Here is a 19,916-nt window from a genome sequence, read left to right as displayed (position 1 = left end):
CTGACGGCGTGGTGTCGTTCACGCCACCTAGAATTTCCACCAATTCTGCTCGGCCCACGTCCATGTCCACCGATCCCCAACTCCGCCCCCTGCCCCGCCTGATCTTTGCCAGCCGCTGGCTGCAGTTGCCGCTCTACCTCGGTCTGATCCTGGCCCAGGCGGTGTACGTCTTCCAGTTCTGGACCGAGCTCGTGCATCTCATCGAGGCGGCCTTCGGTGACCAGCATGCGCTGGAGATCCTGGTCAAGAGCATTGGCTACAAGAGTGCCGCCATCAAGGATGCGGCCGACCATGTCATCGGCTACGAGCCCATCACCAAGCTCAACGAGACCATTCTGATGCTGGTCGTGCTGGGGCTGATCGACGTCGTCATGATCTCCAACCTGCTGATCATGGTCATCGTCGGCGGCTACGAGACCTTCGTGTCGCGCATGGAGCTCGACGGGCATCCGGACCAGCCCGAATGGCTCAGCCACGTGAACGCCTCGGTGCTGAAGGTCAAGCTGGCCACGGCCATCATCGGCATCAGCTCCATCCACCTGCTGAAGACCTTCATCAACGCCGACAACTACGCCGAGAAGACGCTGATGTACCAGACCATCATCCACGTCGCGTTCCTGCTCTCGGCCATGGCCATCGCCTACACCGACCGGCTGCTGCCGCAGCCGGCGCACCACGGCGACAAGCACTGAAGCGCCCGACGAGCGCAGCCAGCACCGCGCACACATTTGCTTGCACGCGGTTACCCGAGGTAAGGGTTGGGCGGTCCGTGATCACGCACACGCCTTAGCCGCCTAGGATCGCGCCTGCGGGCGTCGGCTCGCCACAATTCCTGGACGCCGACCTGCCATCCCATCGGGACACCAACGAAGCCATGTCTGACCAAGATCGCCGTGATTTCCTGCGCCGCTGGGCGGCTGCCGCCAGTGTCGTTGCCCTGCCCGCGTGCGGTGGTGGCGCCGGTGGCGCAGCACCGACCGATAGCGGCCCGTCCTCCGCAGCCTCTGCGCCCACGGCATCGGACGCTGCCTCCGCCGCAGCTTCGTCCCCTGGTGCGGACGCCAGCGCGCAGGCCTCCAACGCAAAGGCGCCGGTGCAGTTCATGCTGCGCGCCGCCACGGCCAATGCTCAGGCGCCTTTCAACCTCGGCTTCGCGTTCCGCAAGGGTGATGTCCCCACGGGCTACACCGTCGCCCCGACCAACATCGCCAATTCGCAGGTCGTCATCAAGAACCGCTGGCCCGATGGTTCGGCGAAGTTCGCTGTCATCTCCGGTTTCGCAGCGCTCGACGCCAACACACCGCTGACGGTGCCCCTGTCGTCCACTGCGGCAACGGCTGCCACGGCCACCGCGCTGTCGACGAGTCAATTGAAGGCCATCGGCGCCACCGCAGTGGTGGACGCGGGCGCGTTGGGCAAGGCCAGCTGGTCCGGCAGCGATTGGGAGGCGCCGTTTGCCAACTGGGTCAGCGGGCCGCACATGTCCAGCTGGACCTTCCGCAAGCCCATCGGCACCGATGCCCATCTCGTGGCCTGGCTGGAAGTGCGCCTCTACAGCAACGGCGCACTGGAAGTGCTGCCATGGATCGAGAACGGCTACCTGTTCGTCACCGGCCCGACGAACAAGCGCTCCACCTATTCGTTCACGCTCGGCAGCACTCAGCGCTTCAGCCGTGATGTGGACCTGCCGCATCACTGCCGCTTCCCGCTGGTGGATGGGCAGCTGCTTTCGCACTGGCTCGGCCAGGACCCGGGCGTCATCGCCCGCCAGGACCCCACCTACCTGCAGCAGACGGAACTGGTGCCGACGTATTACGGCACCGTCTCGCCCAGCGCCACGGTCGTCACCTCGTTGCCCACGAGCTTCACGCCGCTGCAGCAGGGCAGCTATTCGAACGCGATGGGACAGACGGCCTACCACCCGGCCATCGGTCTGATCCCGGAATGGGATGTGCTGTTCCTCACCTGCAGCGACGTCACGACCACTTACCGCGCCATGCTGCGCAATGCGTTCAGCGCGGGTCGCTACCCGATTCACTTCCGCGACGAGAACACCAACCGCCCGATCCGCTTCAGCGACTTCCCCAACCTCAGCGTCAACTCGTCGACCAAGCAGCAGTACACGGCGACGGCCACGGGGACGGCGGCGCCCGGCTGGGACATTCCGCACCACCCTTCGCTCGGCTACGTCGCCTATCTGACGACGGGGTCCTGGTATTTCCTCGAACAGCTGCAGTTCGCGGCGACCTACAACTACCTGTACCAGACCGACAACTATCGGCAGGCCAGCAAGGGCATCTTCCTGACGATCTCCGGCGCCGCCACGGTGCGCGGCACGGCCTGGGCCATCCGCACGCTCGCCCAGGCCTCGGTCGCCACGCCGGACGACGACACGCTGCGCCCGGAGTTCCTGAACTCCCTGACGGCCAACATCGATTTCAACTACTCGACCTACGTCGGCCAGCCCAACAACCCGTTCGGCATCGTCGCCCCTTATGGCGACACCTACGGCACGGCCACCGACGGCAAGGTTACCGAAGCCCCCTGGCAGCAGGACTTTTACACCGCCGCGTTCGGCTACACGCTGGCCATGCAGCCGGGCATCACGACCGACGCCATGGCGCGCCTGGGCGCTTTCTTCGCCTGGAAGGCCAAGAGCATCGTGGGCCGCCTGGGCGGCACGAGCGGCAGTGAATGGCTCTACCGGGATGCGGCCCTCTACAACTTTGTCGTCGCCACCAACGACAACCCCGACTGGCTGGGCGGCAAAGGCCCTTGGGAGACCGACTGGGGTGCGCTCTACAAGGCCACGCTCGGCTCGCCCAACCCGGGAGCCACGGGCGACCTGCGCGGCGGCAACTTCCCCGGCGGCACCAGCTACTGGGGCAACATCCTGCCCGCACTGGCCTACGCCGTGCGCCATGGCGTCTCCGGCGCTTCTGCAGCGCTGACCCGTGTCTCCGGCGCGAGCAACTGGGGCCAGTTGATCGCCACCTTCAACACCGATCCGGTCTGGGGCATCAAGGCTCCCGGCACGGCGACCGCCGTTGCCTCGCCGCCCGTGCCGGTCGTGCCGGCGCCAACGCCAGCGCCGGCCCCCACTCCGGCGCCGGCGCCCGCCCCCACACCAGCCCCGGCACCAGCGCCCACCCCCGCGCCGGCGCCTGCACCGGGCGCATCGCCGGCCGAAGCGTCGACGCCTGCCGTGACGTCTTTGCCGACCTGGGCCAAAGGCCTGGCCACCTGGCAGTGGGCGCCCATCGCCGGCACGGCGCTCTCCAAGGTCGAGCCAAGCCCCCGCCCGCTGGGTGCGACGGGCCCCAGTTCCAAGATCGACACCTGGTGCGGCGCTGCGCTCAAACGCAAGGGCAGCGTCTACATCATCGGCGCCGCGGGCGGCCATGCCGACTACGCCGGCAACGAGGTCAATGCGCTGAACCTGCTGGCCGACCAGCCCACCTGGACCCAACTCCGCGCACCGACGGCGAACGCCGACGTCGTCAACAAGGGGCAGTTCTACCTGGACAACCGCCCGGCGGCGACGCACACCTACTACGCGAGTCAGTTCATTGACCGGCTGAATCGCATGGTGGTCTTCGCCAGCGCGGGGCTGAACGGCCCGTTCCCCGACATGCCGGCAAATTACGCCCTGACCGGTGCAACGCGCTCCTTCAGCTTCGACCTCAACAAGAGCGACTGGGACACCCCCGACTACATCGCCCGCCTGCCCAACGACAACGGCAACGTCAATGCCTGCCTGTGCGTGCGCCACCCGCTGACCGGCGACGTCTACTACGCACGCAACAGCGTCAACGACTTCTATCGGTGGACGAGTTCGTCCAACCGCTGGGACCGCGTCGGCACCGTGGCGCGCACACTTTGGTACGCAGGCGCAGCCGTCGACACGAAGCGCAACCGCATCCTGGTGGTGGGCGGCTACGAAGCCGTCGCCCCGATGGTGCTGAATCTCGACGGCAGCACCCAGCAGGTCAGCTTCGGCGGCCTGGGCGCGAGTGCACTGACCCTCAGCGGCGGATATCCCGGCCTTGTTTACGACGAGGTCAACGACCTCTTCATCGCTGCCTTCAACGCCAGCGGCAGCATCAAGATCCTGACCATCCGCGCGTCCGATCTGTTCGTCGCCAGCCCGGGCATCACCGGCACCGCCCCCACGGCGCGCTCCAACGGCATCCAGAACTCCATCCAGTACGTGCCCGAGCTCAAAGGCATCGTCATCGCCAACAGCTACTACGGCGACGTCTACTTCATGAAGACGGCCTGACCCTCGGCCAGGCCCCCGCTCGAAGCGCCGCGCACCGTCCCGCCCGTTCGGGACGGCGCGACTGCCGCCCTACCGCCCGACCATGTGGGCCGGCACGACCCAGGCGTCGAACTGCTCGGCCGTCACATGGCCCGACGCCAGTGCCGCGTCGCGCAGGCTGGTGCCCTCCTTGTGCGCCTTCTTCGCAATCTGCGCGGCCCGGTCGTAGCCGATGTGTGGGTTCAGCGCCGTGACCAGCATCAGCGAGCGCCCCACCAGCTCCGCGATGCGCCCCTCATCGGGCTCGATGCCCACGGCGCAATGCGCATTGAAGCTGGCCATGCCGTCGGCCAGCAGCCGCACACTCTGCAGGAAGTTGTGGATGACCATGGGCCGGAACACGTTCAGCTCGAAGTTGCCCGACGCACCGCCGATGTTGATCGCCACATCGTTGCCCATCACCTGGGCCGCCAGCATCGTGACCGCCTCGCTCTGCGTCGGGTTGACCTTGCCCGGCATGATGGACGAGCCCGGCTCGTTCTCCGGGATGCGGATCTCGCCAAGCCCGCTGCGCGGGCCGCTGGCCAGCCAGCGCACGTCGTTGGCAATCTTGGTCAGGCTCGCCGCCAAGGTCTTCAGCGCGCCATGGGCATGCACCAGCGCATCGCAGGACGCCATGGCCTCGAACTTGTTGGGCGCGGTCACGAACGGATGGCCCGTCAGCCGCGCCAGCTCGGCGGCCACCTGCTCGGCATAACCCGCCGGCGCATTCAGCCCGGTGCCCACCGCCGTGCCGCCCAGCGCCAACTCGTGCAGGTGCGGCAGCGCCGCCAGCACATGCCGCTCGCCGTGTGACAGTTGCGCCACCCAGCCCGAGATCTCCTGGCCCAGCGTCAGCGGCGTCGCGTCCTGCAGATGCGTGCGGCCGATCTTGACGATGCCGTCGAACGCCTCGGCCTTGTGCCGCAGCGTGTCGCGCAACGCGCGCAGCGACGGCAGCAGCCGCTCCTGCAGCGCCTGCACGGCGGCCACGTGCATTGCGGTCGGGAACACGTCGTTGCTGCTCTGGCTGCGGTTCACGTCATCGTTGGGATGCACCAGCCGACCTTCGCCACGCGGTCCGCCCAGCAACTCGCTGGCGCGGTTGGCCAGCACCTCGTTGACGTTCATGTTGGTCTGCGTGCCCGAGCCGGTCTGCCACACGACCAGCGGGAACTCCTGCGGATGAAGCCCGGCGACGACCTCGTCGGCCGCCTGCACGATGGCCGCCGTCTTGCTCGCGTCCTGCAGCCCGAGCCCCTGGTTGACGACCGCCGAGGCCCGCTTCACCTGCGCCAGCGCGCGGATCAGCTCGGCCGGCTGGCGCTCGCCGGAAATATCGAAGTTCTGCAGCGAACGCTGCGTCTGCGCGCCCCACAGCCGCTCTGCCGGCACGTCGATCGGGCCGAAGGTGTCCCGCTCGACTCGCACGGAAGGTGCGACCGGGGGATGGGCGACTGGCTGAACCACAGGGGGAGGTGAAGAGGTCATGTCAGGTTCTCGTCGGTGAGACCCGTCAGCATATTCAGCCCCGACAACCCCTGCGGCCCGAGGGGCGCTGATAATTCCGCCGGCTCAATCGCCCGCGCTTTGCCATGACTACCACCATCCGCCAGCAAGACCTCATCGACAGCGTCGCTGCCGCCCTGCAGTACATCAGCTACTACCACCCGGCCGACTACATCGCCCATCTCGCCCGCGCCTACGAGACCGAAGCGTCGCCCGCCGCGAAGGACGCGATCGCGCAGATCCTGACCAACAGCCGCATGTGCGCCGAGGGTCGCCGTCCCATCTGCCAGGACACCGGCATCGTCAACGTGTTCCTGAAGATCGGCATGGACGTGCGCTGGGAAGGCTTTACCGGCAGCATCGAGGACGCCATCAACGAGGGCGTGCGCCAGGGTTATCTCAACCCCGACAACAAGCTGCGCGCCTCCGTGCTGGATGACCCCATCTTTGCGCGCAAGAACACCAAGGACAACACGCCCGCTGTCGTGCAGATGGACGTGGTGCCCGGCAACACGGTGGACGTCATCGTCGCGGCCAAGGGCGGCGGCTCCGAGAACAAGAGCAAGGTCTACATGCTCAACCCCAGCGACGACATCGTCGACTGGGTGCTCAAGACCGTGCCCACCATGGGCGCCGGCTGGTGCCCGCCGGGCATGCTGGGCATCGGCGTCGGCGGCACGGCCGAGAAGGCGGCGCTGCTGGCCAAGCAGGCGCTGATGGAAGACATCGACATGTACGAGCTGCTGCAGCGCGGGCCGCAGAACAAGCTCGAAGAAATGCGCATCGAGCTCTACCAGAAGGTCAACGCCCTGGGCATCGGCGCGCAGGGCCTGGGCGGCCTGACCACCGTGCTGGACGTCAAGATCAAGACCTTCCCGACTCACGCGGCCAGCAAGCCCATCGCGATGATCCCGAACTGCGCCGCCACACGCCATGCGCACTTCGTGCTGGACGGCAGCGGCCCCAGCTACATCGAGCCGCCCAGCCTGGACCTGTGGCCCGACGTGAACTGGGCGCCGGACTACAACAAGAGCCGCCGCGTCGACCTGAACACGCTGACGCCGGCCGAGGTGGCCAGCTGGAAGCCCGGCGACACGCTGCTGCTCAACGGCAAGATGCTCACCGGCCGCGACGCCGCTCACAAGCGCATCCAGGACATGCTGGCCAAGGGCGAGCAGTTGCCGGTGGACTTCACCAACCGCGTCATCTACTACGTCGGCCCGGTCGACCCGGTGCGCGACGAGGTCGTGGGCCCCGCCGGCCCGACGACGGCCACGCGCATGGACAAGTTCACCGACATGATGCTTAGCCAAACCGGCCTCATCGCCATGGTCGGCAAGGCCGAGCGCGGCCCCGTCGCCATCGAGTCCATCAAGAACCACAAGAGCGCCTACCTGATGGCCGTGGGCGGCGCGGCCTACCTCGTCAGCAAGGCGATCAAGGGTGCCAAGGTCGTGGGCTTCGCCGACCTCGGCATGGAAGCCATCTACGAGTTCGACGTGGTGGACATGCCCGTCACCGTGGCGGTCGACGCCAGCGGCACCAGCGCCCACATCACGGGCCCGGCCGACTGGAAGCAGCGCATCGCGTCGGGCAAGGGTATCGCCATCCCCGTCGCGGCGGGCTGACCCACCCATCGCGGGCCACCCGCTCCACCGGCAACAGCCGGTGGCCGGCCCGGCTACTTGCCGCGTGGGCCCGAGGCGCCGCCGTCCGGTGGCGGCGGCATGTCCTTGGGGCGGCAGGCCAGCGCCCTGCCCTCCGGCGCCGCGCAAGTTCCTTGCACCGTGCGGCTGCCATGGGTGACGCTGCAGGCGTCGCCGGCCTTGGCGGTCTTGCAGGCCGCCAGCGCCTCGGCCGGCGGGCCGCGATGCTCCCCCCCCGGCGGCGGGCCCTCGGGCGGCTGGGCGAAGGCGGCGGTTGCGGCCAGCCACAGGCCGCAGAGCAGAACAGGTTTCATCAGGGACTCCATCTAAAAGACCCCCGGCATCCTGCCGGCTGCGGGTGAACGCCGTGTATGCATCGCGTCCACAATGCTTCACGATGCCTGCGTCCGGCGTCACCCCCAAGCCAGGAGCCCCCGCATGACCCCGATCCGCGCCTACGCCGCCCACACCGCCGGCGCCCCGCTGCAACGCTTGGACTTCGACCCCGGCCCGCTGGGCGACGAAGACGTCGAGATCACCGTCGAGCACTGCGGCATCTGCCACTCCGACCTCGCGATGATCGACAGCGAGTGGTTCCCCGCCAGCTACCCCGTCGTGCCCGGCCATGAAGTCGTCGGCCGCATCACGGCGCTGGGGCCGCATGCCAAGGGCCGGCAGCTGGGCCAGCGCGTGGGCGTGGGCTGGCACACCGGCAGCTGCACCCACTGCAACTTCTGCCTCGGCGGCGAACAGCACTTGTGCGCCCAGCGCCAGCCAACGCTGATCGGCCGCCACGGCGGCTTCGCCGACCGCCTGCGCTCGCACTGGAGCTGGGCCATCCCGCTGCCCGACGCGCTGGACCCTGCCGCCGCCGGCCCCCTGATGTGCGGCGGCGGCACCGTGTTCCTGCCCTTCGTGCTGCATGCCGTGAAGCCGACGGACCGCGTGGGCGTCGTCGGCATCGGCGGCCTGGGCCACCTGGCGGTGAAGTTCGCGCGCGCCTGGGGTTGCGAGGTGACGGCCTTCACCTCGTCGGCCTCCAAGCGCGACGAGGCGCTGGCGCTGGGCGCGCACAAGACCGTGTCCAGCGTCGACAAGGCCGAGCTGAAGGCCGCGGCCGGCAGCCTGGACTTTCTGCTCATCACGGTCGGCGCCGCGCTGAACTGGGACGCGCTGCTCGGCACGCTGGCGCCCAAGGGCCGCATGCACCTGGTGGGCGTCGTCACCGACGCGCTGAGCCTGAAGAGCGGCGGCCTGCTGAGCTGGCAGAAGGGCCTGTCCGCGTCGCCCACGCCGCCACCCTCCGTGCTGGCGACGATGTTGCAGTTCGCCGCCCGCCACCAGGTGCTGCCGCAGGTGGAGCGCTTCCCGATGAGCCGCGTCAACGACGCGCTGGAGCACCTGCGCAGCGGCCGCGCGCGCTACAGGGTCGTGCTGGACGCCGACTTCGGCTGATGCTGCACCTGCTGCGGATAGGGAATGTCCACGCCCAACCGCCGCAAGGTGCGCAGGATGGCCAGGTTGACGTCGGAGCGCACGCCGCCGCTGCCGTTCTCGGGGTCGGCGATCCAGAAGTGCACGGTCAGCTCCAGGCCGCTGTCTGCAAAGCGGGTCAGCTGCACCGAAGGCCCCGGGTCGACCAGCACGCGCGGCACGCCGGCCAGCCCGGCAGTCACTTCCTGGATGACGGCATCGACGTCGCAGTCATAGTCCACCTGCACGGTGGTGGACAGCAGCACGCGCGGGTCCGCCAGTGACGAGTTCTCCACGCGCTGCGTGATCAGCAGCTCGTTGGGCACGATGGCCTCGCGGCCGCCCAGCGAGCGGATGACGGTGAAGCGCGTCTTGATGTCGGTGACCCGCCCCTCGAAGCCGTCCACCTTGACCATGTCGCCGATGCGCAGGCTGCGCTCGGCCAGGATGACGAAGCCCGACACATAGTTGGCCGCCAGCTTCTGCAGGCCGAAACCCAGACCCACACCCAGCGCGCCGCCCAACACGCCCAGCGCGGTCAGGTCGATACCGGCCGACGACATCGCGAACAGCAGGCCCATCAGCAGCAGCAGCGCCCGCACCGCGTTGGCGGCGATCTTGCGCATGGACAGGTCCAGCGTCTCGCGCCGCAGCAGTTGCGCTTCGATGGCCGAGGACAGCCACAAGGCCAGCACCAGCACCAACGTGGCCGTCACCCCGCCCTCCACGAGGTTGCGCAACGTCAAGCGCACGGCACCGAACTTCCAGCCGATGTCGTCCATCTCGTCGAGGATGACCGGCAGCAGCCCCGTGATCCACAGCACCGCGCCGATCCACACCACCCAGGACCCGATCTTCTCGACGGCCTTGATGAGTTGCGACTTCGGCCAGGCGGCGGCCAGCACGCGCGCCAGAAACCGGATGGCGGCCAGCGACACCAGCAGCGGCAACACCAGCTTGAACAGCGCCGGCGACAGCCCCCACACCGGCAGCAGCCGCCGCGCGCCGAACGCCAGCGCCAGCGCCAGCAGCGGGAACAGCGCGCCGTCGACAACCCGCTCGCCCAGCAGCACGCTGTTGTCGCGCTTCGTCGTCGCGCGGGCCAGGGCCCAGCAGAACAGCCCCGCGAACGTCAGGCAGGCCAGCAGCAGCGCCCATTCGCCGAACGCGTCGACACTGAAGACCCGGATCAGCAAGGCCTGCAGTTCGTTCAGGCTCAAAGGTTGGTGCATCGAATTCATGGGCGCCATTTGACCCGACCGCCACGCACCGGCGCCCCTCGGCGGGGCCGAGATGCGGAAACCGCTGGAAACAGCGCGTCAGAGGTCGGCCAGCGCCCGCAGGTGCACGCCGACGCTTCGCGCCAGCGCATGCAGGTTGTAGCCGCCTTCCAGCACCGACACGATGCGCCCCTTGGCATGGCGCTCGGCCACGTCCTTGATCTTGAGCGTCATCCATTCGTAGTCGGCCTCTACCAGGCCGAGCTGCCCGAGGTCGTCGTCGCGATGGGCGTCGAAGCCCGCCGAGATGAAGATCATCTGCGGCTTGAAACTCTCCAGCGCCGGCAGCCACATGGCCTCGACGATCTCGCGCACCTCATCGCCGCGCGTGTAGGGCGGCAGCGGCACGTTGACCATGTTGGTGCCCTTGGGCACGGCGCCGCTGTAGGGGTAGAGCGGGTGCTGGAACAGGCTGACCATCAGCACGCGGTCGTCGCCGGCGATGATGTCCTCGGTGCCGTTGCCGTGATGGACGTCGAAATCGACGATCGCCACGCGCTTGAGGCCGCGCGTGTCCAGCGCATGCCGTGCCGCGATGGCCACGTTGTTGAAGAAGCAAAAGCCCATGCTCTGGTCGCGCGTGGCGTGGTGGCCGGGCGGGCGCACCGAACAAAAGGCGTTGTCGGCACGCCCGTCGATGACCAGGTCGGTGGCCTGCACCGCCGCACCGGCCGCATGCAGTGCGGCGGCCCAGGTGTGGGCGTTGGCCGAGGTGTCGGGGTCCACGGCGGCACGTTCACCGCGCTCGGCGCAGCCGCGCAGCAACTCGCCGATCTCCGCCACATAACCATGCGTATGGGCGCGCTCCACGGCCTTCAGGTCAACGGGCGGCGCATCCTCGAACTGCAGCGCCTGGGCGACGCCCGACGCGATCAACCAGTCGTCGATGGCGGCCAGCCGATCGGGGCATTCGGGGTGGCCGTCGCCCATGTCGTGGCGGCGGCATTCGGGGGGATGGAAGTAGGCAGTGGGCATGGCGCCAGTCCGCGGAGCGGCGATGGTCACGAGCGCGGCTCGCGCGCACGCCCGCCGCTCTCGCCAGGGGTTGTCACTCAAAAGCCCACGCGGCGCGCAGCTGCGGCCGCCGGCGTGGGCTTTTGGGTGGCAACAAGTCCGCTCACGGGCGAACCGGCGCCAACTCTTGCTATGGTGCAGGCCCATGACGCCATCACGAACGCTGACAGCGCAACTGCAAGCGCTGCAAAACCAGATTAGCACGGTCATCAAGGGCAAGCCCGCGCAGATCGCCGATTCCCTGGCCTGCCTGATCGCCGGCGGCCACCTGCTCATCGAAGACCTGCCCGGCGTCGGCAAGACGACGCTGGCCCACGCCTTGTCGATCTCGCTGGGCCTGAAGTTCTCGCGGCTGCAGTTCACGGCCGACCTGCTGCCCAGCGACCTGCTGGGCGTCAGCGTCTATGAGCGCGAACGCAACGGCTTCGCGTTTCACCCGGGCCCCGTGTTCGCGCAGGTGCTGCTGGCCGACGAGATCAACCGCGCCGGCCCCAAGACGCAGAGCGCGCTGCTGGAGGCGATGGAGGAGCACCAGGTCAGCATCGAGGGCGTGAGCCACCCGCTGCCGACACCCTTCTTCGTCATCGCCACGCAGAACCCCAGCGAGCAGCTGGGCACCTTCCCGCTGCCGGAGTCGCAGCTGGACCGCTTCCTGATGTGCATCTCGCTGGGCTACCCCGATGCGGCCGCCGAGCGCGAACTGCTGATGGGCGGCGACAGCCGCGAGCAGCTCAAGGGCCTGCCGGCCGTCATGACACCGGCTGAACTGATGCAGGCCCAGGCCGCCGCGCAGCAGATCCACGCCGCCCCGCCGCTGATCGACTATCTGCAGGCCCTGATCGCCGCGACGCGCTCGGGCCAGTGGTTCGTCGAAGGCCTGTCGCCCCGCGCCGGCCTGGCCGTGCTGCGCGCCAGCCGCGCGCGCGCCCTGCTGCAGGGGCGTGACTATGTGTCGCCCGACGACATCCAGGCCATCCTGCCGCAGACCATCGCGCACCGGCTGCAGCCCCGGGCAGGCGCGGGGCGCGGGGCGCGGGAGCAGGTGCGGGCGATGATCGAGGCGATTCCTTTGCCCTGAGGCGGACCCGGCCCCGTGGCTGGCAGCCGCCCCTGGACGGGTCGCCATCAGCCGGCCCAGCCACCAGAAGTTGCGAATGATTCTCAATAACTCCCATAGAATCCGCCCGACCTTGGGGCCAGCCAGTGCCGTGATGGCAGCAGCCAGCGCCCTTGTGGTCGACGAAATCAATGCGGGCCTGTCCAAGCCCGATGCGCGGAGGGAAAGTGGAGTTCACGCACGAGGGTCTTTACCGGGAGCACCGCTCCTGGCTGACCGACTGGCTGCGTCGCCGGCTCGGCTCGGGCGCCGATCGGGCGGCCGACTTCACGCACGACACCTTCCTGCGGCTGCTGCAGGCGGGTGAATGCCCGCCGGCGCTGGCGCAGCCGCGCGCCTACCTGGCCACCGTCGCACGCGGGCTGCTGGTCGACCACTTCCGCCGCCAAGACCTCGAGCGCGCATATCTGGACGCCCTGGCCGCGCTGCCGCCAGCGCTGCATCCGTCGCCCGAGGAGCAGGTTGCCGTCGTCCAGTCGCTGCTGGCGCTGGACCGTCTGCTTGACGGCCTCGGGCCGAAGCCGCGCGAGGCCTTCCTGCTGGCGCAGCTGGAGGGCTGGGAGCACGCGCGCATCGCCGAGCATCTGGGCGTCAGCGTCAGCAGCGTGAAGAAGTATCTGCACAAGGCCGTGCTGCAATGCCTGCAAATGCTGTGATGCATGACCCGCTGCAGGCCGCAGCCGCGTGGCATGTGCGCCTCAGTGCCGGCGACAGCCCGGCCGACCGTGAAGCCTGGCAGGCCTGGCACGACGAGGCGCCCGAGCACCGGGCGGCCTGGCAGCGCGTCGAACGGCTCAAGGACTTGCTCGCGCAGGCACCGACGGGCTGCACGCAGGTGCTGCAACGAACCGGTCGCCATGGCCGCCCCGCCCGGCGCGCATTGATCGGCGGGCTCGGCGCGCTGGCGCTGGCCGCGGTCTCGTATCCATGGCTGCCCTGGCTTGGCGCGGCGCCGGTGGACTGGGTGGCGACCGGCGCGGGCGAGCAGCGCGAACTGGCGCTGCCCGACGGCACCCAGGTGCTGCTGGCAGCGTTGAGCCGCGTCGGTATCCAGGACGGCCGGCGTGCGCGCACGCTGCAGCTCACGCAAGGTTCGCTGCAGGTGCAAACCGCGCCAGGTGGTCACGACAAGCCGCTGTCCGTGCAGACGCGGGACGGCAGCGTGCGGCCGCTGGGCACCCGCTTCACCGTCACGCTGGCCGCGCAGCACACGCTGGTGGCCGTGCGCGAGCATGCCGTGGAGGTGCTGCCGAACGGCGCCGCCCTCCCCGTGCGCGTGTCGGCCGGGCAACGGGCGCTGTTCACGGCCGCGGGCGTCGAGCCGCCCACCGCGATCGACGGCAGCGAAGACGCCTGGGCCCGCGGCATGCTGCTGGCGCTGGACCAGCCGCTGGCGGGCTTCCTGCAGGCGCTGCAGCAGCAGTCGGGCGTCACGTTGAGCTGCGATCCGGCCGTGACGGGGCTGCGCGTGTCGGGCAGCTTTCTTGCGCGCGACCCGCAGCGCTCCTTGGCCACGCTGGCGGCGCAGCACGGGCTGAAGCTGGTGCAGCGCGGCGCGGGCTGGCACCTGGCCGCGCGCTGAGCGGCGCAGCCGCAAAAAAAGTTCAGGTGCCGTTGTCCTTTTGCGCTGCTCGTTCGGCCCACGGAGGTCAACGCATCGCAACCCACCATGCATTCCAGCCCGCGCGCCCTGCCGCTCCGCTCTTCCCGCCTGTGCAACCACCCGCTTGCCGCCGCCCTGATGGCTGCGGGCTTGCTGGTGTCCGCACACGCCGCCGAGACGCCCCAGCGCGCACCGACGGCCGCCACCGACATCCGTACGTATGACATCGCGCCCGCGCCGCTGGCCCAGGCGCTGAACCGCTATGCAGCCGAGGCCGGCGTCGTGCTGGCGTTCGATGCCGCGCAGCTTGCCGGGCTGACCTCACGCCGCCTGACCGGGCGCTTCGACGTGCCAGGCGGCTTCGCGGCGCTGCTGGCCGGCACCCCGCTGGAAGCCGTGCCGTCGTCGTCCGGCGGCTATCTGGTGCGCAGCCGCGTGCAGCCTGCCGCGCCGGCTCCCGCCCCCGATCTGGCGGTCGACAAGGCCCTCTCCCCATCGCCAGCGGGCGTGCTGCCCTTGGTGTCGATCGTGGGCACCCAACCGGCCAACGTCAACACGCTGGACCGCACGCTGCTGCGCGGCCTGGCCACGCTGAACGGCGACTTCACGAGCCAGCTCAAGCTCAACCCGCATGTGCAGTTCGACGAGTCGCAGCTGTCGTCGGCCACGGGCGGCGAGATCGCACCGGCCGAGATCTCCATCCATGGGGCCAAGCCCTACCAGAACGAGATCCTGCTGGACGGCATGTCGCTCATGAACGACCTGGACCCGGGCAACAAGATCACGCCGACCAGGGTGGACATGGTGCCGGGGGCTTCACAGGCCCAGGCCATCGACAGCAGCCTGCTGTGCGAAGTGACGGTGCGTGACTCCAACGTCTCCGCAGAATTCGGCCGCTTCACCGGCGGCGTCGTGGACGCCAAGCTGTGCTCGGCTCGCAAGCGCCTGGGCGGCAGCGTGGCCATGGGCTACACGTCATCGGCCTGGACGCATGTGTTCATCGACCCGGCGCGCCGGGAAGCGTTCGAGGACTCCTCCACCGCCGACCTGCAGCCCAACTACCGCAAGCGCAACTACCGCGCCACCGTCGAGGCGCGGCCCACAGCGGACTGGGGGTTGCTGGTCAGCGCGGCGCGTCGCACGTCCGACATCCCGCTGCGTGCCTTCACCACCGCCAACGACGGCACCAGCGCGCCCCGTGAAATCACGCAGACGCGCACGCAGGACATGCTGATGGCCAAGGCCGACTACACCCCCGCGGGCGGCACGCACAAAGGCGACCTGACGCTGGTGTACGCGCCGTCCAACAACACCTACTTCAAGGAGGACTACCGCGACAGCGAATACACCATCCGCACCGGCGGGCTGAGCCTGTCGGGGCGCTGGGAGTCGGCCTACGACAACCTGCGCCTCACGCAGCAGCTCACGCACAGCCGCAACGAGCAGTCGCGCCGCAGCGATACCGACTACTACCGCAGCTGGCGCTGGTCCACGGACAAGAACTGGGGCGACCCCAGCGTCAGTAACGCCGCCAGCGGCGAAGGCTCCTGGGGCGACGTCGATCAGTTCCTGGCCACCACGGGCTACTCGCTCAAGGCCACCCTGCGCCCGCTGCAGCTGGCCGCCGCCACGAATCGCGTGACGACCGGCTTCGAGCTGCGCCGCCAGAACGCCGACTACGAGCGTCTCAGCGTCAACCGCTACTACTCCACGGTGCGCGACCTGCCCACCACCGGCGCCATGTCGCGCTGCCAGTTCGCTGATGGCAGCCTGGACAGCGAGGCCTGCTCCGCCACCCCGACGATCAACAAGACCGTGGGCCAGTACTTCGGCCGGCTGCAGACCTACACCACCGGCCGCTTCGAGGCGCAGGCCGAGAGCGGCGCGCTGTTCGTCGAAGACAACATCGGCTGGCAACCGTTCTCGCTGCGCGTGGGCCTGCGCGCCGACAGCGACACGCTGACGAAGAAGACCAACCTGGCGCCACGCACCCAGCTCAACTGGCTGCCCACCGAAGCCGTGGCGCTGGACGTGGGGTTGAGCCGCTACTACGGCCGCAACCTGTTCGCCTATGTGCTGCAGGAGAAGATCAACACCTTGCAGACCACGCAGACCCGCACCGGCACCTTGACCTGGGGCACCGCGACACAGGCCAAGCCGCTGAACCGGCTGGAGAGCCTGAAGACGCCGCACGACGACGAGGTCAGCACCGGCCTCACGCTGGAGCCGGCCTGGCTGGGCGGCGCGCTGAGCCTGCGCTTCACGCACCGCGAGGGCAAGGACCAGGTCGTCAAGCGCCTCGTCACGAAGCAGACCGACTGCAACGGCAACCAGTGCTACATCTACACCAACGATGGCCGCAGCACGACGAAGGACTGGGCCCTGAGCTGGGCCAGCGCCGCAGCCGCCAAGACCGGCCCGGTCGTCACGCGCACCTGGGTGGCGATCAGCAAGAGCGACGTGCGCGCCAACGCTGCCGGCTACGAAGACCCCTTTGGCAGCACGCAGCTGGAAGACGCCATCATCCAGTACGACGGCAGGTTCATGCGCTACTCCGAGCGGCCGGCCGACAACTACAACCGGCCCTGGACGCTGCGCATCGGCGCCGTCAGCACCGTGCCGTCGCGCCAGCTCACCGTCACCAACCTGCTGCGCCTGCGCGGCGCCTATCAGCAGGTGCTGCGCAGCGGCACCACCACCTACGAAGGCGCCACCGTGGATGTCTATGCGCGCACGCCGCTGCCTCGCGCGTTCGGCATCGACACCGTCATCCTGTGGGAGCCGCGCATCCGCGCCGACCAGCGCCTGAGCCTGAAACTGACCATCGAGAACCTGACCAACCACCGCAACACGATGACGGTCAGCAATACCTTCGCGTCCTATGAGCGCGGCCGCTCGGTGGCGGTGGAAGCCGGCGTCGACTTCTGATGACTATGCAGCTGCTTCGATGGATGGCGGCGGCCCTGTGCGCCGCCGCGATGACCGGCACCGTCGGTGCTGACACGACCGACGACTGCCGCCGTCTGCTGGCCAGTGCGGGTAGCACGGGCAGCGCGGGCAGCGACGCCGACGCGCAACGCCGCTGTGCGGTGGCCGTCTACCGCGGCCCGACCGCGGGCTGGCCCAGCCCGCATGTGGACGCAGGCGTGACCTGGCAGGAACTGGCTCCGCGCACGCCACTGCCGGCCCAGCCACCGACCTGGGTCGCGCTGGGCGAACAGCTGTTCTTCGACCGCCGCCTGTCCCGTGACCGCGACATCAGCTGCGCCAGTTGCCACCAGCCGCACCTGGGCTTCGCCGACGCACGCAAGGTCGCCCTGGGCCACGGCGGCGCGGCCGGCACGCGGCAAACGCCGCACCTGTACGGCGTGGCCTTCGTGCCGCAACTGATGTGGGACGGCCGGGCCGCCGACCTGGAAACGCAGGCGCTGATGCCCATCGCGAACCCGATCGAGATGGCGATGGACCTGCCCGCGTTGCAACAGCGCCTCAGCACCGAAACCGACTACCCCGCGCGCTTCGACGCCGCCTTCGGCCCCGGCGGCGTGACGCTGCGGCGGCTGGGCGAGGCGCTGGCCGCGTTCGAGCGCCGCATCGAGGCGCCGCGCACGCGTTTCGACGAGTTCATCGAAGGCCGCCGCGACGCGCTGACGCCGCAGGAACTGCACGGCCTGCATCTGTTCCGTACGCAGGCCCGCTGCATGAACTGCCACAGCGGCCCGCAGCTCACGCAGCACGAGTTCCACCAGATCGGCATGAGCTTCATCGGCCGCCGCCAGGAGGACCGCGGCCGCCAGGCCGTGACGACGCGTCCCCAAGACCTCGGCGCCATGCGCACGCCGTCACTGCGCGGCGTGCGCCGAACGGCGCCCTACTTCCACCAGGGCATCACGCCCAACCTGCACGGGGTGCTGGAGCTCTACAACACCGGCATGCCACAGCCGCCCAAGGGCCATGCGAAGGCGGCCGAGATCCCGCCGCCGTCACCGTTGATCCGGCCACTCAAGCTGACGCTGCAGGACATGCAGGACCTGGAGGCGTTCCTGAACACCTTGTAGCCGCAGTGCCGGCTCGTAGCCCGGATATTTCGCGAGGTACGCGGGAATTGCGTGGCTGCCAGGCGCCGGGGGATGCGCCGAGACGGCCGCAGCCAATGCCCGTAGGCATTGGCGAGGCCTTGAGGTGCAGGCCACAAGCCTGGCGCCGCGCAAGCCCGCGTAGGCCCGTGAAGCCAAAGTGGATATCACCTTGAACGGCGAGATCGCCGTGATCATCGGTGTTGCAGGTCGGAGAGGGCCGGCCTCGCGAAATATCCGGGCTACCCCTTCAACCGATTCCGCGCCCAGCGCTCCTGCGCATTGAAGAGATGCACCCGCATCGCGGCCTGCGCGGCGAGTGGGTCGTGGGCTTCGAGGGCGTCCAGGATGCGCTCGTGCTCGCACAGCGCGTCTTCCCAGTTCTGCGGCGTGTCGGCCAGCGCGCTGAGCTGCAGTGACATGGGGCTGTAGCGGCCGTTGAAGAGCTCCCCGACGAGGCGCTCCAGCACCGAGTTGCCGGTCAGCGCGGCCACGGCCAGGTGAAAGCGGCGGTCGGCGTCCAGCGCCGACTTGCCGGCAGCAATGGCGCGGCGCATCTCGTCCACCGTCGCGCGCACCGCGGCAAGGCCTTCGACGGTCGCGCGGGCGCTGCCTTGCGGCATCAGCCCGCCCTCCAGCACCACGCGGGCCTGCATCATCTCCAGCGGGCTCTCGCCGAACCCCGCCGTCACCGGCGCTTCGCCGCTGCCGCGCACGTAGATGCCGGCGCCCATGCGCACCTCCACGCAGCCGGCGATCTCCAGCGCGATCAAGGCCTCCCGCACCGACGGGCGCGACACGCCCAACTGCTGCGCCAGCTCACGCTCGGGAGGCAGGCGGCTGCCCACGTCGAACCGCCCCTGACGGATCAGCTCGCGCAGCCGGTCGGCAATCTGGTGATACAGGCGCCGGCTGTCAGTGCCCTTGAGCTGTTCGATCATCCCGGCATTTTGCCAGCATTGGCCTGACCAATCCTCCCCACAATGGCCGATGGGGTTTCCACGGTAAGGCCAATTAGCAGGGTCTGCCTAGACTCGCCGTAATGACAACGCTGACATCCGTTGCACCGGCATCGCTTGCCGGCAAAACCGTCCTCATCACGGCAGCGGCGCAGGGCATCGGCCGCGCGAGCGCGCTGGCCTGCCTGGCCGCCGGCGCCGACGTCGTCGCCACCGACATCCAGACCTCGGGCCTGGAGTCGCTGATGGACGAAGCGCCCCCCTCCACCCGCCTGCGCACGGCGCGGCTGGACGTGCGCGACACCGACGCTATCAACGCCCTCGCCGCCGCCCTGCCGCCGCTGCACGGGCTGTTCAACTGCGCCGGCTTCGTACACCACGGCAGCGTGCTGGACTGCGACGAGGCCGCGTGGGACTTCAGCATGGACCTCAACGTGAAGAGCATGCTGCGCACGCTGCGCGCCTTCCTGCCGGGCATGCTGGCCGAAAGCCAGCGCACCGGCGCCGGCGCCTCGGTGCTGAACATGGCCTCCATGGCGTCGTCGGTGAAGGGGTTTCCGCTGCGTTTTGCCTACGGCGCGACGAAGGCGGCCGTCATCGGCCTGACCAAATCGATCGCGGCCGATTACGTGCGACAAGGCCTGCGCTGCAATGCGCTGTGCCCGGGCACGGTGGACACGCCGTCGCTGCGGGGCCGCATCGCCGCGGCCCCCGACCCCGCGCAGGCCGAGAAAGACTTCATCGCCCGCCAGCCCATGGGCCGCCTGGCCACGGTGGCCGACATCGCGCCGCTGGTGGTGTTCCTGCTCAGCGACGCCTCCCGGTTCATCACGGGCCAGGCGGTGTCGGTCGACGGCGGCGTGACCATCTAGAAACACCGTGACGGCAGCACGCACGCCCGCCCATCCCCCCGCATTGGCCTGCTCGGCCGCGCACCCC

15 protein-coding genes are annotated in these 19,916 nt (G+C 69.2%); 10 read left to right on the top strand and 5 right to left on the bottom strand.

Annotated elements, in window-relative coordinates; genetic code table 11:
• The first annotated feature begins 62 nt into the window (after nt 1–62).
• A complete protein-coding gene (locus ACG00X_RS17805) occupies nt 63–692 on the top strand; it encodes a TIGR00645 family protein (RefSeq protein ID WP_394489932.1) in 630 nt (209 codons plus the stop codon).
• A gap of 182 nt (nt 693–874) precedes the next feature.
• Nucleotides 875–4,282 carry a hypothetical protein gene (locus ACG00X_RS17800; RefSeq protein ID WP_394489930.1) on the top strand — a complete coding sequence of 1,136 codons (3,408 nt, stop codon included), beginning with the start codon at nt 875–877 and terminating at the stop codon, nt 4,280–4,282.
• Nucleotides 4,283–4,351: 69 nt separating this feature from the next.
• On the opposite strand, the gene fumC is transcribed toward ACG00X_RS17800, so the two are convergent.
• Nucleotides 4,352–5,791 (bottom strand): class II fumarate hydratase, encoded by a 1,440-nt coding sequence (gene fumC, locus ACG00X_RS17795; RefSeq protein ID WP_394489928.1) that lies wholly within the window; start codon nt 5,789–5,791, stop codon nt 4,352–4,354.
• A gap of 104 nt (nt 5,792–5,895) precedes the next feature.
• On the opposite strand from fumC, the gene ACG00X_RS17790 reads away from it, so the two are divergent.
• On the top strand, nt 5,896–7,437 hold the full coding sequence (locus ACG00X_RS17790; RefSeq protein ID WP_394489926.1) for a fumarate hydratase: 1,542 nt from the start codon (nt 5,896–5,898) through the stop codon (nt 7,435–7,437).
• Between the two features lie 53 nt (nt 7,438–7,490).
• Here the strand turns inward: ACG00X_RS17790 and ACG00X_RS17785 are convergent, their stop codons facing one another.
• Nucleotides 7,491–7,769, bottom strand: coding sequence for a hypothetical protein (locus tag ACG00X_RS17785; protein WP_394489924.1), 279 nt, complete (start codon nt 7,767–7,769; stop codon nt 7,491–7,493).
• 124 nt (nt 7,770–7,893) lie between these two features.
• Here ACG00X_RS17785 and ahr point away from each other — a divergent pair, with 124 nt between their 5' ends.
• Nucleotides 7,894–8,910, top strand: a complete 1,017-nt coding sequence (gene ahr, locus ACG00X_RS17780) for an NADPH-dependent aldehyde reductase Ahr (RefSeq protein ID WP_394489922.1) — start codon at nt 7,894–7,896, stop codon at nt 8,908–8,910.
• On the opposite strand, the gene ACG00X_RS17775 is transcribed toward ahr, so the two are convergent.
• Nucleotides 8,877–10,169: a mechanosensitive ion channel family protein gene (locus tag ACG00X_RS17775; protein WP_394489920.1), complete on the bottom strand. Its 1,293-nt coding sequence runs from the start codon at nt 10,167–10,169 to the stop codon at nt 8,877–8,879. The genes ahr and ACG00X_RS17775 overlap by 34 nt on opposite strands.
• Nucleotides 10,170–10,247: 78 nt before the next feature.
• Nucleotides 10,248–11,183: a histone deacetylase family protein gene (locus ACG00X_RS17770; protein ID WP_394489918.1), complete on the bottom strand. Its 936-nt coding sequence runs from the start codon at nt 11,181–11,183 to the stop codon at nt 10,248–10,250.
• Between the two features lie 184 nt (nt 11,184–11,367).
• Between ACG00X_RS17770 and ACG00X_RS17765 the strand changes: the two genes are divergently transcribed.
• The 5 genes from ACG00X_RS17765 to ACG00X_RS17745 all read left to right on the top strand — a co-directional run bounded on the left by ACG00X_RS17765 (nt 11,368) and on the right by ACG00X_RS17745 (nt 18,000).
• A complete protein-coding gene (locus tag ACG00X_RS17765) occupies nt 11,368–12,300 on the top strand; it encodes an AAA family ATPase (protein WP_394489916.1) in 933 nt (310 codons plus the stop codon).
• 191 nt (nt 12,301–12,491) lie between these two features.
• Nucleotides 12,492–12,995: a sigma-70 family RNA polymerase sigma factor gene (locus tag ACG00X_RS17760; RefSeq protein ID WP_394489914.1), complete on the top strand. Its 504-nt coding sequence runs from the start codon at nt 12,492–12,494 to the stop codon at nt 12,993–12,995.
• Complete coding sequence (locus tag ACG00X_RS17755) at nt 12,977–13,921, top strand: FecR domain-containing protein (protein WP_394489912.1); 945 nt, start codon at nt 12,977–12,979, stop codon at nt 13,919–13,921. Before ACG00X_RS17760 ends, ACG00X_RS17755 begins: the two co-directional genes overlap by 19 nt.
• An 87-nt stretch (nt 13,922–14,008) precedes the next feature.
• Nucleotides 14,009–16,870 carry a TonB-dependent receptor gene (locus tag ACG00X_RS17750; protein ID WP_394489910.1) on the top strand — a complete coding sequence of 954 codons (2,862 nt, stop codon included), beginning with the start codon at nt 14,009–14,011 and terminating at the stop codon, nt 16,868–16,870.
• Nucleotides 16,871–16,875: 5 nt separating this feature from the next.
• The gene (locus ACG00X_RS17745) at nt 16,876–18,000 is read left to right on the top strand and encodes a cytochrome-c peroxidase (RefSeq protein ID WP_394489908.1); all 1,125 of its coding nucleotides are present in this window, start codon (nt 16,876–16,878) and stop codon (nt 17,998–18,000) included.
• A 260-nt stretch (nt 18,001–18,260) separates the two neighbouring features.
• On the opposite strand, the gene ACG00X_RS17740 is transcribed toward ACG00X_RS17745, so the two are convergent.
• Entirely contained in the window at nt 18,261–18,959 is a 699-nt protein-coding gene (locus ACG00X_RS17740; protein WP_394489906.1) for a FadR/GntR family transcriptional regulator, read from the bottom strand.
• A gap of 101 nt (nt 18,960–19,060) precedes the next feature.
• Between ACG00X_RS17740 and ACG00X_RS17735 the strand changes: the two genes are divergently transcribed.
• Nucleotides 19,061–19,849 carry an SDR family oxidoreductase gene (locus ACG00X_RS17735; protein ID WP_394489904.1) on the top strand — a complete coding sequence of 263 codons (789 nt, stop codon included), beginning with the start codon at nt 19,061–19,063 and terminating at the stop codon, nt 19,847–19,849.
• Nucleotides 19,850–19,916: the final 67 nt, after the last annotated feature.

It is taken from the genome of Pelomonas nitida, from assembly GCF_043555975.1.
In the GTDB taxonomy this organism is placed as follows: Bacteria; Pseudomonadota; Gammaproteobacteria; order Burkholderiales; family Burkholderiaceae_C; genus Pelomonas; species Pelomonas nitida.
This window is presented reverse-complemented; position numbering and strand designations above follow the sequence as displayed.